Source organism: Faecalicatena orotica (assembly GCF_003149245.1).
Taxonomy (GTDB): Bacteria; Bacillota; Clostridia; order Lachnospirales; family Lachnospiraceae; genus Faecalicatena_A; species Faecalicatena_A orotica.
Genome location: NZ_QGDL01000005.1, coordinates 58587 through 73590, shown reverse-complemented (window position 1 = coordinate 73590; position 15004 = coordinate 58587). Strand labels below are relative to the sequence as shown.

The window sequence follows — 15004 nt, the reverse complement described above, 5'->3', positions numbered from 1 at the left end:
GACAATTTTCCACCATTGGGATATATTTTATGCACTCGCATTGGGAAGGATATATTCTAAATACCAAGCATATAATATACGCAACACTGCATTATGGATTAAGACGATCAGAGGTATTTGGTATAACAGAAAAGTCGCTGGATTTTAAAAGGCATTTACTGAAAATTGAACGTACTATCTTACACAAGAAATGGAATCTTTCTTTAAAGGTGTAGTACTAAAAAAGGAAGAAAACAGATTATTTTATGGAGATACATATGTCGACAATAAGGAGATATTCGTATGGGATGATGGACATTCTATACGCCCTGATTATGTTTATCACCACTTTAAAAAGTTAGCAGAGATTTTTGGCAGACCCGATATGACCTTCCATTCACTTAGGTATTCAACGGCTTCCATATTATTCGAACTTGGATGGCATCCAAAAAAAATACAAGAGTGGCTGGGACAACCCTCAAAAAGAATGTGCTCCACCATATAAAGCTACGGTATAATCACACAAAAAAATACCGGTATCCCCATCTTACAAAGGATTCCGGTATCTTACACAGTTAATCGGAGTGACGTGATTCGAACACGCGACCCTAACGGTCAGAAAGGAAAACTTGTATATCCGTATATTAAAAACCAAAAATGACAGTATGATGTTCATTCATTGTATTGTCATTTTCATACCTATTAAAATTTTAACAGCTAAGTATCATTTGACATTTTGCAAGATACTTGTTAATATATAAATATAAAAGGCGTTACCGATAGACGGTTGCCCAATTTTAATTACTTATTTAAAAAGTAACCTATCCTTGGTCGGTGGCGGTTACTTTTTTGTATGGTTTATGTATGCAACTAATATCGTAACAATGATTCCAAGAACCATGAATACGATGGAGAGCATTTCAAAATCACTCATACGTCAGCCCTCCTTTCCAAGATTTCCAAATCAAATAAATTCAATTTAGGATTTCTATGTAATCAGAGGGTTCAGTCCCTCTGATAGAGGGCAAACCGCCTATTCCGTTTATGGTAACACCTATTTGTATTCTAACAAAGTAACTGCTAAATATCAATTCTTTTAGATAATATCTAGTAATTAGTATACTGTCTTAATATAACCCTTTAAAAACTCCAAATTAGAAAACTATATATTATAAGTTATAGATGGGCAATAGCCTGTTCTTGTGTCAAGCCTATTTCATTTTGCAATCTTTCCCATGAAGTTTAATCTTTCCGTGCTCTGCTTCATACTCTTCTATTTCTCTGATAATCAGATACTCTATCTCTTTGGTAGTTGTCCGACACTCTTTTTCTGCAATATATGCGATTTTATCAATATATTCTTGATTTGTCCGTAATGTAAATCTTGGTAAATTTGATGGCATTATTATTCCCTACACTTTCAAACTAAGTGACGCAAAGGTGTTGACACCCAACAAAATTTTATAGGTAAGACCAAAACAAAGAAATCAAGAGCCTATCCAATAGACAGGCAGATTACTGATTTATTGGCACGTATCAAGCAAGTTCAGACAGAACATGGAATTTTATGCGAATGGATTTTCACAGATGGTAATGGGGCCATACTCACGCCAGAAACATTACTGACTGCATGACAAGAGTATGCAGAGAGAACAAGGTAAACGGCGGCGGTATTACCAAACTACGGAAAACTACCCGTTCTGACTTGCAAACGAAAGGTACTCCCAAATCAGTTGTGGCAAGTATGTTAGGACACACTACAGAGATCAACGAGAAGCATTATACATACGACACATCAAACCTTGATGAAAAGAAAAGGATTATCCAAGAACGAAATGCCAAATTTAAGAATCTGGCACATACTGGATAATCCCGACCAACTTTTTTAACCTCTAAAAAAACGAAAACCCGCATAAAATGCGGGTAAAATCGGAGTGACGTGATTCGAACACGCGACCTCTACGTCCCGAACGTAGCGCTCTACCAAGCTGAGCCACACTCCGATATGTATGAACTTGTCTTCTCGTAAAGAGAAAATTAAGAATCTGCTTTCGCAGATTCTCAACTACGGATGAAGGACTCGAACCTTCACAAACAGAGTCAGAGTCTGTTGTGCTGCCATTACACCAATCCGCATCAGCATTTTGTTTTGTCTTGTCCGACGCAACATCGTTATTATATCAGACTCCCCGAAAAAATCAACCCCTTTTTTTAATTTCCATCAAAAAAAATTTTCTATGGTTATTTTCAGAATATTCTGAAAACGGACTTCAAAAGGGTCAGACCCCTTTAAAGCCCATCTGCTTTACAGTGCCTTGATTCGTTCCATCGCCGCCAATGTGTTTTCGTAACTGCCGAATGCGGTCAGTCTGAAGTAACCTTCTCCGCTTGGGCCGAATCCTGAGCCCGGTGTGCCTACTACATTCGCTTTCTCGAGCAGGTAATCGAAGAAATCCCAGGAACTCATTCCTTCGGGTGTCTCTAACCAGATGTATGGTGCGTTGACACCTCCTGAGACGTTATACCCGGCATCTTTTAATCCGTGATAGATGATTTTCGCGTTATTCATATAGTATGCTATCTGTTTTTTCAGTTGTTTTCTGCCTTTTTCGGAGTATACTGCTTCTCCTGCTTTCTGAACGATATAGGGGGCGCCGTTGTATTTTGTGCCGTGTCTTCTTGCCCAGAGGGAGTGCAGGGTTACTTCGCCGCACTTCAGGTCTTTTGGGATAACCGTTGCTCCGAGACGCACGCCTGTAAAACCGGCGTTCTTGGAGAAGCTTCTTAGTTCGATTGCACACGTCCTTGCACCTTCGCATTCGTAAATAGTATGTGGCACATCCTCCTCGGAGATATAAGCCTCATATGCGGCGTCGTAGATGATGACTGCCCCCACCCTGTTTGCATAATCTACCCAGTCCTGAAGCTGTGATTTTGTCAAAGTGGATCCAGTCGGGTTATTCGGGAAACACAGATAAATAAGATCCGGTGTTTCTTTCGGAAGTTCCGGGGCAAAATTGGTGTCTGCAGTGCATGGCATATAGATGACATCACTCCATGTTTCTGTTTTTGCATTGTAAATCCCGGTTCGTCCGGCCATCACATTTGTATCTACATAGACAGGATAGACGGGATCACATACTGCTATTTTATTGTCAGTGCTGAAGATCTCCTGAATGTTTCCGGAATCACACTTTGCACCGTCTGAAATAAATACTTCGTCTGCTGCTATGTCACAGCCGCGTGCCTGATAATCATTTTTTGCCATTGCGCTTCTTAAGAATTCATACCCAAGATCCGGCGCGTATCCGTGAAATGTCTCTGCGTTCCCCATTTCGTCTACTGCACTGTGCAGGGATTCGATAATTGCAGGGGCCAGAGGCTGTGTGACATCCCCGATCCCCAGACGGATAATAGATTTATCTGGGTTTGCCTCTGTATATGCATTCACTTTTTTTGCGATCGTTGAAAACAGATAGCTGCCCGGTAATTTCAAGTAATTGTCATTGATTTTAAACATAACTTCCTCCTTTGCTTTATTGATTCCATTCTCCTTCGAAAACGACTTCCGCCGGACCGGTCATGTATACAGTGTCTTTCTCCTTGTCCCATTCGATCAGAAGGTCACCGCCGAGAAGCTTCACTGTAACCTTATCTTCCGTCAGACCATTGAGGATACACGCAACAGCAACAGCACATGCACCAGTTCCGCATGCAAGTGTTTCTCCTGAACCTCTTTCCCATACCCGCATCTGCACGGTATGTCTGTCCAGAACCTTTACAAACTCGGCATTAACGCGGTTTGGAAAGCGTTCATGATTTTCAAACTTAGGCCCTGTCTTTTCGATCTCCAGATGCTCAATATCATCCATATAAACGACTGTATGAGGGTTCCCCATAGACACTGCTGTCATTCGGTATTCTGTTCCGTCAACCAGAATCGGCTCATCCAGAACAATATCCCCTTCAGATACAACCGGTATCTTTGCCGGCTCCAGAATTGGTTTTCCCATATCGACTTTAATTCGGACCGCTTTTCCATTATCAATTGTCAGGTCCAGATATTTGATCCCGCCCAGTGTCTCGACTGATATCTGTGTTTTATCGGTCAGGCCATAATCATAAACATATTTTGCCACACAGCGGATTCCATTGCCGCACATTTCGCTTCTGGACCCATCCGCATTGTACATCTCCATTTCAAAATCAGCCACCTTGGACGGATTAATCAGTATTAGCCCGTCTGAGCCGATTCCGAAATGCCGGTCGCTGACTTTCACTGCCAGTTCAGACGGATTTTCTATCTTTTCCTCAAATCCATTCACATAGACATAATCATTGCCCAGTCCCTGCATTTTTGTAAACTTCATTTTCCTGTTCTCCTTCATCCCTTTTGGTTATTCTTCCATGATTGTCAGAACCATACGCGCGGTCTCCGGCATATTGGTTCCGCTGTCCATACTGCATTTCTGCAGATACCGGTGTGCCTCTTCTTCCGTCATTTGATTGCGTTCCATCAGCAATGACTTTGCCTGATCTATGACCTGCTGCTGCGCCGCATTTCTGTTTTTTGCCGCTTCCCGCCTCTTCCGGCGCCGGCGCTGCATGTTCTGAAGCATCATTTCTATCGTATTCAGTAAATCATATACTTTGATCGGCATAGGGAGCCCGATTACACCTTTTACAAGACCCTGCCCCCATTTGTCCGCAGAGGCAATTAAAAGGACTTCGAAGTTCTCCGGGAGGCATTCCCTCAATTCTGAATATAACATATCCTGCATCTTATATCCACATATGATAATCCCCTCTTCCAGATTATCCGCAAACTGGAGCGTCTGGGCACCGGTTGTGCAGATACCGGCAACTTCGATTCCCCCCCGCATTAAAACATTGCGGATATTAACTGCCGTTTCTTTTTTCGGAAATACAACTACAATACTGCCCACACTTCAGCACACCTCCTGTCCCTTTGTTTCCGGTTTTCCCGCCATAATCTGACAGGTTTCCTATCTGTTACAGACAAATTTTATAACTTATGGAGGTAATTGTTGATTTCCCATTCTGTCACCTGCATGCAGTATTCATGATACTCATTTTTATGCGTCTCTATCAGTTTGGCAGTCAGGTCAGCTCCGAGCACATCCTGGATAAAGGTGTCTTTTTCCAGCTCGCTGACCGCCTCCATCAGGTTCTTCGGAAGCGCTTCTATGTTCAGACGTTTTTTCTCCTCATCCGTCATGGACTGTACGTCGGCATCCACACTTTCCGGCGGCATGATTTCGTTTTTTATCCCGTCCATGCCGGCTGCAAGCAGAACCGCCAGCGCAAGATATGGGTTCGCCGACGGGTCGGGACTTCTCAGTTCTATCCTTGTACCGTCCCCCCGCATGGAAGGAATCCGGATAAGCGGCTCCCTTGTCTTAGCAGACCATGTCATATAAACCGGGGCCTCATATCCGGGCACAAAACGTTTGTAAGAGTTCACGGTCGGGTTCGTAATGCATGTGATTGCTTTCATATGTTTCATCAGTCCGCCCATAAAATAATAGGCTTCCCTGCTCAGCCCATTTTGATCAGTGCTGTCCTGAAAAATATTTTTCCCGTCCTTTGCCAGAGAAAGATTGATATGCATTCCGGAACCGTTGACCTCGATCTTTGGTTTTGGCATAAAGGTCGCATGGAGCCCGTGGCGTTTCGCGATCGTCTTGACTACCATCTTAAAAGTCATGATATTATCTGCCGTTGCAAGCGCTTCGTCATAGCGGAAATCGATCTCATGCTGTGCAGGGGCGATTTCGTGATGGGACGTTTCTATCTCAAACCCCATATCCTCGAGTGTCAGCACCATATCCCGTCTTGCATTTTCGCCAAAATCCAGCGGGCCTACATCGAAGTAGCTGCCCTGCTCATGAGTAATTGTCGTAGGCAGCCCGTCATCATTTGTGTGAAATAAAAAGAACTCACATTCCGGTCCTGCATTCATAGTATATCCCATTTCCGCAGCTTCCCGCACAACCTTTTTCAATACATATCTCGGGTCGCTCTCGTAAGGTGTCCCATCCGGCCGCCGCACATCACAGATAAACCTTGCCACTTTTCCCTGCTGCGGCCTCCAGGGGAAGATTGCAAACGTGTCAAGATCCGGATACAGGTACATGTCGGATTCCTCGGTCCTTGAAAAACCTTCAATAGAAGATCCATCAAACATGCACTTATTGTCCAGCGCTTTCTTAAGCTGGTTCATCGTGACTGCCATATTTTTCATTGTTCCATAGATATCAGTAAACTGGAGACGGATGAACCCTACATCCTCTTCCTCCGCCATATTCAGGATATCTTTTTTCGTATAATTATACATCTTTATCCCTCCTGCCTGAAAGTACAATATAAAAATGGGCGCTCTTCCTCTAAAGAAAAACGCCCTTGTTTCGTCCTATTATAACTATCTGTTTTAAAAATGTCAATTCCCGGTTATATATTCTCGTGTATGCCGATCACATATCCTGATGTAACTGACATCCTTTTATCTTGTGAATTTATAAATCTTCTCTCTAAGTCTGTCAAAATCTCCGCTATGTACCTGAAGTTCCATCTCTTCCTGCATATTGAGACTGCAGATTCCGAGGATCGACTTGGCATCTACAACCATTCTCCCCTGAACAAGATCAAGGTCTCCTCTATAATCCTTGATTGTCTGCACAAATTCCTGAATCTCGTTTACATTTGAAAATCCCACTCTTACTGCATTTAATGTCAAAGTTTCCCCCGGCATGGCTGTTCCCTCCTGAATATCTTAGAGTATTCCATCTATCCTGATGGAAATTATTTAGTTACTGGCAATAGTCGCCACGGTTTAATATTGTACACTAATTATGCGGAAAAGAATAGTGTAAAAATTAACGATATTTACGATATTTTTTAATGTAATTCAGCACTTTCTAACCACTTCTCATGCTCCATATTCCGGTAGATACACGGCTGTCATATCCTAAGAGCAATATTTAATTTTTAATCTGTCTTCCTGACGCATCCAGATGGTATCCGTCTTTATAGATAAGTTCCGACACCGGTACGATCTCAAATCCCTGCTTTTTCAGCCCCTTAATCACCTCCTCCAGTGCTTCTGCCGTGTATTTTGCCCCATTGTGGCACAGAATAATGGAGCCATTTTGGAGCGCTTTATTGCCAAGTATTGTATCAATGACGCTCTGTCTGCCATAATCCTTCCAGTCAAGACTGTCCACATCCCACTGAATCGGATAATACCCGCATTCCTGCACCGTCTTAATGACAGTATTATCATAATCCCCGTACGGAGGCCGGAAAAGTTTCATTTCATATCCTGTAAGTTCTTTCACCTTATTATGTACTGTCATAATTTCCTTTTTCTGTTCCTCCTTTGACAACTGGCTCATATTCTTATGGCTCTCACTGTGATTGCCCAGATCATGTCCTGCTGCCAGTATAGCCTTCACATCATCCGGATACTGCTCCACCCAGCCGCCGGTTGCGAAAAACGTGACATGGATCTTCTCCTTTTCCAGAATATCCAGAATCTTCTGCGTGTCCTCATTTCCCCATGCTGCATCAAATGTCAGAGCCGCCTTCTTTTCATTCGTCTCTACAGAATAAATAGGGAGTTCCCTGCCGCTGACATTGCTGGATACCGTTACATAGCCGGAAAGATACTTAAATGAACAGCCCAGCAGCATAACCGCCAGAAAAGTTCCCAGACTTACTTTAAAAAATCTTCTTCTCATAAAAACTCCTGAGCATATATCGTTAGTACAGTATATGCGAAAGAGCAAAGGGGTCAGACCCCTTTGCTCTCCATTTTCAGAATTTTCTCAAGTTTTATTCGACTAACTTTGTCCAGACAAACCCGCTTCCGGGCAGTCTGACATCCTGAAGTCCCATGATTTCCCCGTTTAGCAGGTTTCTGTAGGTTCCGGGCAAGATAATATGAACTGTTTTCTCGGTATCATGAAAATTGAAAATTCCAATGATTGTGTCTCTTCCTTTTGTTCTTTGTATACACAATACGGAATCGTCTCCTGTTTCTATCACCTGCATTTCTGCATCTGCACCGAATACGTTTTCTTGTCTGCGTATATGTTCAAGCCTGCTCAGTCCCTGAAATATTTTTCCCTGTATGGTGTCTGTATCCCCGCAGTTTTCCACAAGCTCCCAGTGGAATTTCCCACGGTGTATGTAGCGGGAGTCTTCTCTTTTTGCGGGATCTTCTTTATAGGTGTAGTCATTGACCTGCCCAATTTCGTCACCGCTGTAAAGCATAGGAATGCCGGACTGCATGAACATATAGGCATGAAGCATCAGGTCTTTTCTGACAGCCTGCTCCATTTTTCCCTCATTCCCCTCGAAACCGGCGCTTTCTATCCCGCACATGGATGCTGTTGTTCCGCAGAATCTTGCATCACCTGTCACAAGGTCTTCGTTATACAATTCCCCCCTGCTTACACTGCCCTCAGTTCTTCCTGTAAAGTAGTCATTCAGGAACTTTTTATGCGGCACCTCTCTCATACCCCAGTATTTTAATGTATCATAGTCCAGCCCCCAGCCTATATCATCGTGGCATCTGAGATAGTTCAGGAAGGTATATTCTTTCGGGAGCCGGCTAATCGTATTTAACTGCATTTTCAGGAGCCTGACATCCCGCGTGGCCACCGAGTTCCAGGTTGTCGCCATTGTCGTTACATTGTACAGCATATGGCATTCCGGCTTATCCACGGTGCCGAAGTAAGGAACCACTTTTTCTGGCTCCATCACGACTTCCCCTAAGAGCACGACACCCGGGCAGACAATCTCGCTTATCATCCGCATCATACGGACAATTGTATGGACCTGCGGCAGATTCCGGCATGATGTCCCAAGTGATTTCCAGATGTACGGCACCGCATCAATCCGTATCACATCCATCCCCCTGTTTGCCAGATACAGGAAATTGTACATCATCTCATTAAACACACGTGGGTTGGAGTAATTCAGGTCCCACTGATACGGATAAAACGTTGTCAGCACATGATGTCCCGTTTCGGGCAGATATGTAAAATTCCCCGGAGCTGTCACCGGAAATACCTGCGGTACTGTCTTTTCATATTCTCGCGGAATCTCATAATTATCATAAAAGAAATACCGGCTCATATATTCCCCGTCACCAGAGCGTGCGCGCTGCGCCCAGATATGGTCCTCTGATGTATGGTTCATAACAAAGTCCATGCAAAGGCTTATCTGGTTCTTATGGCACTCATCGGCCAGAATCTCCAGATCTTCCATCGTACCAAGCGATGGTTTTACCCTGCGGAAATCTGCCACTGCATAGCCGCCGTCAGACCTCCCCTCGGGGGAATCCAGAAATGGCATGAGGTGGACACAGCTGACATTACATTCCTTCAGGTAATCCAGCTTCTCCCCCACCCCTTTCAGGTTCCCGGCAAACTGGTCAATATACAGCATCATGCCAAGCATGTCATTTCCCCTATACCAGGAAGGATTGTTTTCCCTCTTCCTGTCGAGCCTTTTCAGGCTTTGCCTCCGGCCCTGGTAAAAGCTGTACATCTGGCTGCATAATTCAAAAAACATATCATCGTTTCCATATAGCTCCATATAAAGCCATTTCAATTCATCATGGTGTCTGTCCATCCGTTGTCTGTATCTTTCATCAACTGTCATGTCCTGCTTCCTCCCGAACCAGATGTATCTGATAAGCTAAATATTCCCCCAATTCCACCGGTAATGGCATCCCGGCTTCTGTCAGGGCGCTTCCACTGTACACTGCCCCGCTGTTTTCGTCTTTGTACATGGCTCCTTCATCCAGCCCGCGCAGCCGTACATAATTGACTGTCATATTGCCGTGTTTCGCCAGCATGACGACATTTACGAGCACCTCACCCTTGTCCTCTGCCAGAAATTCCCATGCCCCAGCCTCTTCTTCGAACGGATTGCTCAGTCTGTAGTATGTTCCGTTCTGGATCAATTCTGCATATTTGTGATAATCTTTTATCTGTTCTCTGACTTCCTCTTTTTCTGTTTCCGTCAGTCTGCACAGGTCCAGTTCATAACCGAAGGTTCCGGCCATTGCCGTGACGGCCCTCGTCTTCATGGAAGTATGCCTTCCTGTCTGGTGGTTTGGGCATGCGGATACGTGTGAGCCCACGGCGGATACCGGGTACCCGAATGAGGTTCCGTACTGGATCCTTACTCTGTCAATGGCATCGGTATTATCACTGCACCAGATCTGCGGTGTGTAGTACAGCATTCCTGCGTCAAAACGTCCGCCCCCTCCGCTGCATCCCTCGATCAGAATATCCGGGTACCGGGTGGACAGCCTTTCAAGGAAATCATACAGTCCGAGTATATAGTCATACATTACCTTCCCCTGGTTTTCTGCCGCCGCGGAATAAACATCCGCAATGCTCCGGTTCATATCCCATTTGACATACTCAATATTTCCCTGATCCAGTATCCCGCAGATCTGCCCGTAGACTGCGTCCACGACCTCTTTTCTGGAAAAATCCAGTACCAGCTGGTTTCTGGACCTCTGCGGCTTTCTGCCCGGTATCGTAAAGGCCCAGTCAGGGTGGGTCCTGTACAGCTCGCTGTCCTCATTGACCATCTCCGGCTCGATCCAAATACCAAACTTGACGCCCAGCGCGTTTATTTTCCCAATTAACTCTCCCAGCGTGCCGCCAAGCTTATCCTCGTTCACCTTCCAGTCGCCAAGCCCCCTGTTGTCGTCATCACGGCTGCCAAACCAGCCGTCATCCATGACAAGCAGTTCAATTCCCACATCGGCCGCATGTTTTGCCAGCTCACAGATCGTATCGCCGTTAAAATCAAAATACGCTGCCTCCCAGCTGTTTACCAGAACAGGCCGCACCGCATCTCTGTATTTCCCGCGGCAGATATGTTTTCGGATGCAGGTGTGCAGATTCTGCGACAAACGATTCAGTCCGCTGCCGCTGTATGTCAGGATCACCTCAGGCGCGTAAAATACTTCTCCCGGCTCCAGCGGGTAGGAAAACTGTTCGCCCTGAAGCCCCAGAACTGCACGGGTCTGGTTATACTGGTCTTTCTCAACCTCACCCTGAAAGCCCCCGCTGTATACAAAAGACATCGCATAGCAGTTTCCGGAATCTTCCGTGGCTTCCTTATCTGCCAGAATCATCATCGGATTATACTGATGGCTCGATGTGCCCCTCCTGCTTCCGATCATCTGGCTCCCATGAGCAACCGGAACCCTCTGGAAATTCCGTTCCATTGCATGCCGCCCGTAAAAACTGATAAAATCATAATTTCCGGTCACAAAATCCAGACAGGCCGACTGGACCTTCTCCAGAAAAATCGTTTCCGGCACACCGTTTTCACCACACCCATGATTACAAATCACCACGCTCCTCGTGATAATATCCGGCTCCGGCAGCACCCCGTACAGCAGTGTTACCGCAATCCCCTGATTCTGGTCCTCCAGCTCAATCTTTAGTGTCTCAGCCTCGTCTTCGCCCGCGTAAACAGCCGGAAGCCCTTTCAGGCCATACTTTCCCTTCGAAATCTGGTATCCCTTATAGCGAAGATCACAGCCATAAGTCCCTGCCCTGTTTTTCAAAATCAGGGCAGGCGTCCGGTAGTCCCCATTCCCGGCACAGGGGAACTCCTGCGGCAGCGCATCCATCGAATATGTCCTGTCATTTCCCGCATCATAGGGATTCCCGGAGAATCCCCTGTCATAATATGTCAGAAGATAATCCATGCACCCCTGTACCTTTTTTCCATAGTAAAGATGAAGTAAAAAACCATATTTATCAACCTGCATCTGATACATCGCAGATTTTGTATGCAGTGTAAACGTCTTATTCTTTTCGTCAAATGTAATTCCCATGATGCCGCTCCTTTTCCCGTTACAGTTTTTCATTCTACATTTCCTTCTGCATCCATACAATTCCTGATTTTACAGTATCTACTTCACAGCCCCGTTTACAACACCATTCAGAATCTGCTTCTGGCAGATGATATAGAAGATCAGGATTGGCAGCAATGCCAGCAGATAGGATGCAAATGCCAGATTGTAATTCGTACCGAACTGTGTCTGGAAATTCAACTGTGCCAATGGCAGTGTATTCTTTCCGCTTCCCGACATAATAACAAGAGGTGTCATAACGTCATTCCATGTTCCCAGCGCTGTGAGTACAGCCACTGTTGCATGCATAGGCTTCATGATCGGGAAAATGATCTTCCAGTAGGTTCTCCATGTACTCGCCCCGTCCACACGTGCCGCTTCCTCGAGTGCAACCGGGATATTTTTCAGGTATCCGGTATACAGAAGCACATTCATAGGCATATAGAACACTACATAGAGAATAATAACACCAAACCAATTCGCGATTCTAAGCTGCGCCGTCTGCTTTACAAGGGGCATCATCAGGATTGCAAACGGTACGAACATTCCGCTGACAATATATAAATACGCAAAATTATAAAATTTACTGTGTGTCTTGTTTCTGCCAATCGCATACCCGATCAGAGAATGAATCACAATAGATATAAGTACAGTAGCCAGTGTAATCAGGATACTGTTTCCAAGGGAATGCCAGAAGTCTGTGACCCGCATTGCCTCGGCAAAATTAGCAAAACTCCATGATTTCGGCAGGGATAGGATTCCCGAGATACTGTTCGTCATTTCCGAAGGCTGCTTGAATGCAATTACGATCGTTAAGTACATCGGAAATGCAACTGTAATCAGGCCCACGATCAGCATAATCGTAACCGGCCAGTTCGTTTTTTCTTTTACTTTTACCTTAGCGCCCATCATAACTGCTCCTCCTTCTTTCCTAAGAAATTCATCTGGAATACGGAAATAAATACGATCACAATAAAGAAAATTACTGCATTCGCACTCTGGAATCCAAACTGCCCGCCGCTCATACCGTTGTTGTAAATCAGGTAGGAGATAGATTCTGTACTCTGTGCAGGCCCGCCTTTTGTCAATGACATGATCTGGTCAAATACCATCAGGAAATCTTTCATACAGAGGACCATGTTAATCGTAAAAAATGGAAGAATCAGGGGGAATGTCAGGCTTTTGAACTTCTGAAAACCTGTTGCCCCGTCAATCGCGCCCGCCTCGTACACATCCTCCGGCACCGTCTGCAGACCCGAAATATAAATAATCGTGTTCATCGCAATCGCCTGCCATGCACAGACAATCATAATTGCAACCCATGCCCATTTCGTGCTTGACAGCATGCTTGCCCCGTTTCCCGTAAGAGCCTTTGCTATGACAGGAAGGATATATGTAAAAAAGTAATTGAAAATGTAACCTACAACCAGTGCCCCTAAAATCTTCGGTATAAAATACAGACCGCGCAGTGCACTCTTTCCCTTGATCTTGCTGTTTAGTCCAAGTGCCAGCAGAAGACTGATAATATTGACCACGATAGTCGTTACAATCGCCAGCTTAAACGTGAACAGGTATGATTTACCGACCCTCACGTCCTGGAACAGATCGACATAGTTTCGAATCCCTACCCAGTCATAGGCGCCATAACCTTTATAATTTGTAAAACTGTAAATAACACCCTTTATCAAAGGCAGTGTGTTAAAACAGAAAAACAGTGCCAGGATGGGTATTGTAATCAGCAGAAATGTCAGCTTCCTGTTATTCATTTTCCTCATAGTTCCCTCTCCTCCCTATTTTGAAGAACCCTTGTTTGCTTCATAATCTTCTACCTTACGGATGATATCCCTGTTATATCTCAGCCAGTCCGTATCAAACTTCTTCAGGAACGCATCTGTATCCTGTTTGAGCAGGAACGTTTGTATCTGTGCATCGACCGCCATTTCACTCGGGTAATAGTGATCCTGGTAGTCCGTCATCCTGCCTTCCTCTATGAAGGACTTTACCCCGTCCAGCATCGGAGCCAGATCGAAATCGCCCTCTTTACACGGAACCGCATTCTGCTCGTCGAGATATTTCTGCACATTTTCATCCTTCAAAAGAAAGTCAAGAACCTCATACGCCGCTTCTTTATTTTCACTGTCTTCCATCACACAGAATTGCAAATCCACACCTGAGTTCAGCACATTCTCGTCTGCCTCGCTGCTCCCCGGCATCACGAAGGAATCAATATACATATCCGGGTTCACTGATTTAATCTGCGGCACTGCATAACTCCCGATCGTGTACATCGCAGACTCTCCATTTGCAAATGCGGTACATGCATCGTTATATCCATATGCGAACGGGTCCTCAGGACCGTAATCCAGAAGTTCCAGCATTTTCTCCGAAACCTCCCGGTACTCATCCTTAAATTTTGTTTCCCCTTTGTTGACCTGACTGCACACATCTGCCGGAGCCAGATCCACTGCCAATGCATTCCACGGTGCCAGGCAAGTCCATGTGTCCTTAAAACCAAAGGAAAGCGGGCGGATTCCGGCTGCTTCTATCTCTTCACACAGGGCCGTGAATTCTTCCCAGTTTTCCGGGATCTCCCATCCGTGTTCCTCAAACATCTCCCTGTTATAAAGCACTCCGGCGGCATTTGCCACATAAGGGACTCCGTAAACACCTTCCTCCGGTACAAACTCGAGGGCTTTCAGAATGTCCTGATAAGCAGGCTTGATATCGCTTAGCCCTTCATAATCCGAGATATCTGCCAGCATATCGGAATCCAGAAAATAGGAATAATTAATATCCCCTCCGATGCCGATAATATCCGGAATGTCTTCCCTTACGAATCTGGTCTTCAGAATTGTCATTGCTTCATTTGGCGAATCAATCGTCAGATGGATATCATCATGTGATGCATTGAATTCTTCCTCAAGCTCCTTAAAAACCTCTACGGCTTCCGGTTTGTACTGTACCAGTTCAATTTCTACTTTTCCGCTGTTTTTCTCACCGGACTGGCATCCGGTAAGGGCAAGGGCCGCCAGCATGGTACCCGCCGTGAGCAGGCTTAATCGTCTTACACTTCTTCTTTTCATCTGCCACTACTCCTTTCAAAGATAACCC

12 protein-coding genes and 2 tRNA genes are annotated in these 15004 nt (G+C 45.0%); 1 reads left to right on the top strand and 13 read right to left on the bottom strand.

The annotated features are described in order from the left end of the window. Positions 1 to 190: 190 nt before the first annotated feature. A complete protein-coding gene (locus A8806_RS27115) occupies positions 191 to 484 on the top strand; it encodes a tyrosine-type recombinase/integrase (protein ID WP_109730915.1) in 294 nt (97 codons plus the stop codon). Between the two features lie 1424 nt (positions 485 to 1908). Here the strand turns inward: A8806_RS27115 and A8806_RS09270 are convergent. From A8806_RS09270 to A8806_RS09210, 13 genes are all read right to left on the bottom strand, one after another. Next, positions 1909 to 1982 (bottom strand) — tRNA-Pro (locus A8806_RS09270). A 62-nt stretch (positions 1983 to 2044) separates the two neighbouring features. Continuing rightward, positions 2045 to 2115 (bottom strand) — tRNA-Gln (locus tag A8806_RS09265). Positions 2116 to 2284: 169 nt separating this feature from the next. After that, positions 2285 to 3499: an LL-diaminopimelate aminotransferase gene (locus A8806_RS09260; RefSeq protein ID WP_109730913.1), complete on the bottom strand. Its 1215-nt coding sequence runs from the start codon at positions 3497 to 3499 to the stop codon at positions 2285 to 2287. A 16-nt stretch (positions 3500 to 3515) separates the two neighbouring features. Next, the gene (gene dapF, locus A8806_RS09255; protein WP_109730912.1) at positions 3516 to 4349 is read right to left on the bottom strand and encodes a diaminopimelate epimerase; all 834 of its coding nucleotides are present in this window, start codon (positions 4347 to 4349) and stop codon (positions 3516 to 3518) included. A gap of 27 nt (positions 4350 to 4376) precedes the next feature. Continuing rightward, complete coding sequence (locus tag A8806_RS09250; RefSeq protein ID WP_109730911.1) at positions 4377 to 4925, bottom strand: ANTAR domain-containing response regulator; 549 nt, start codon at positions 4923 to 4925, stop codon at positions 4377 to 4379. 80 nt (positions 4926 to 5005) lie between these two features. Beyond that, a complete protein-coding gene (locus A8806_RS09245) occupies positions 5006 to 6337 on the bottom strand; it encodes a glutamine synthetase family protein (RefSeq protein ID WP_109730910.1) in 1332 nt (443 codons plus the stop codon). A 165-nt stretch (positions 6338 to 6502) separates the two neighbouring features. After that, entirely contained in the window at positions 6503 to 6751 is a 249-nt protein-coding gene (locus A8806_RS09240; protein WP_109730909.1) for an HPr family phosphocarrier protein, read from the bottom strand. Positions 6752 to 6980: 229 nt separating this feature from the next. Continuing rightward, on the bottom strand, positions 6981 to 7739 hold the full coding sequence (locus tag A8806_RS09235) for a polysaccharide deacetylase family protein (RefSeq protein ID WP_109730908.1): 759 nt from the start codon (positions 7737 to 7739) through the stop codon (positions 6981 to 6983). Positions 7740 to 7833: 94 nt separating this feature from the next. Then, the gene (locus A8806_RS09230; RefSeq protein ID WP_109730907.1) at positions 7834 to 9669 is read right to left on the bottom strand and encodes an alpha-amylase family protein; all 1836 of its coding nucleotides are present in this window, start codon (positions 9667 to 9669) and stop codon (positions 7834 to 7836) included. Further along, positions 9659 to 11875 carry an alpha-galactosidase gene (locus A8806_RS09225; RefSeq protein WP_109731111.1) on the bottom strand — a complete coding sequence of 739 codons (2217 nt, stop codon included), beginning with the start codon at positions 11873 to 11875 and terminating at the stop codon, positions 9659 to 9661. Before A8806_RS09225 ends, A8806_RS09230 begins: the two co-directional genes overlap by 11 nt. Positions 11876 to 11953: 78 nt before the next feature. Continuing rightward, the gene (locus A8806_RS09220; protein WP_109730906.1) at positions 11954 to 12805 is read right to left on the bottom strand and encodes a carbohydrate ABC transporter permease; all 852 of its coding nucleotides are present in this window, start codon (positions 12803 to 12805) and stop codon (positions 11954 to 11956) included. After that, positions 12802 to 13668: a carbohydrate ABC transporter permease gene (locus A8806_RS09215; protein WP_109730905.1), complete on the bottom strand. Its 867-nt coding sequence runs from the start codon at positions 13666 to 13668 to the stop codon at positions 12802 to 12804. Before A8806_RS09215 ends, A8806_RS09220 begins: the two co-directional genes overlap by 4 nt. 15 nt (positions 13669 to 13683) lie before the next feature. Continuing rightward, entirely contained in the window at positions 13684 to 14976 is a 1293-nt protein-coding gene (locus A8806_RS09210; protein ID WP_109730904.1) for an ABC transporter substrate-binding protein, read from the bottom strand. Between the last annotated feature and the right edge of the window lie 28 nt (positions 14977 to 15004).

Excerpts from the sequence above, each read along its gene's own strand:
- A8806_RS27115 (WP_109730915.1), top strand. The coding sequence starts at position 191 with ATGGAATCTTTCTTTAAAGGTGTAGTACTAAAAAAGGAAGAAAACAGA.
- A8806_RS09260 (WP_109730913.1), bottom strand. The coding sequence starts at position 3,499 with ATGTTTAAAATCAATGACAATTACTTGAAATTACCGGGCAGCTATCTG.
- dapF (WP_109730912.1), bottom strand. The coding sequence starts at position 4,349 with ATGAAGTTTACAAAAATGCAGGGACTGGGCAATGATTATGTCTATGTG.
- A8806_RS09245 (WP_109730910.1), bottom strand. The coding sequence starts at position 6,337 with ATGTATAATTATACGAAAAAAGATATCCTGAATATGGCGGAGGAAGAG.
- A8806_RS09240 (WP_109730909.1), bottom strand. The coding sequence starts at position 6,751 with ATGCCGGGGGAAACTTTGACATTAAATGCAGTAAGAGTGGGATTTTCA.
- A8806_RS09235 (WP_109730908.1), bottom strand. The coding sequence starts at position 7,739 with ATGAGAAGAAGATTTTTTAAAGTAAGTCTGGGAACTTTTCTGGCGGTT.
- A8806_RS09230 (WP_109730907.1), bottom strand. The coding sequence starts at position 9,669 with ATGACAGTTGATGAAAGATACAGACAACGGATGGACAGACACCATGAT.
- A8806_RS09225 (WP_109731111.1), bottom strand. The coding sequence starts at position 11,875 with ATGGGAATTACATTTGACGAAAAGAATAAGACGTTTACACTGCATACA.
- A8806_RS09220 (WP_109730906.1), bottom strand. The coding sequence starts at position 12,805 with ATGATGGGCGCTAAGGTAAAAGTAAAAGAAAAAACGAACTGGCCGGTT.
- A8806_RS09215 (WP_109730905.1), bottom strand. The coding sequence starts at position 13,668 with ATGAGGAAAATGAATAACAGGAAGCTGACATTTCTGCTGATTACAATA.
- A8806_RS09210 (WP_109730904.1), bottom strand. The coding sequence starts at position 14,976 with ATGAAAAGAAGAAGTGTAAGACGATTAAGCCTGCTCACGGCGGGTACC.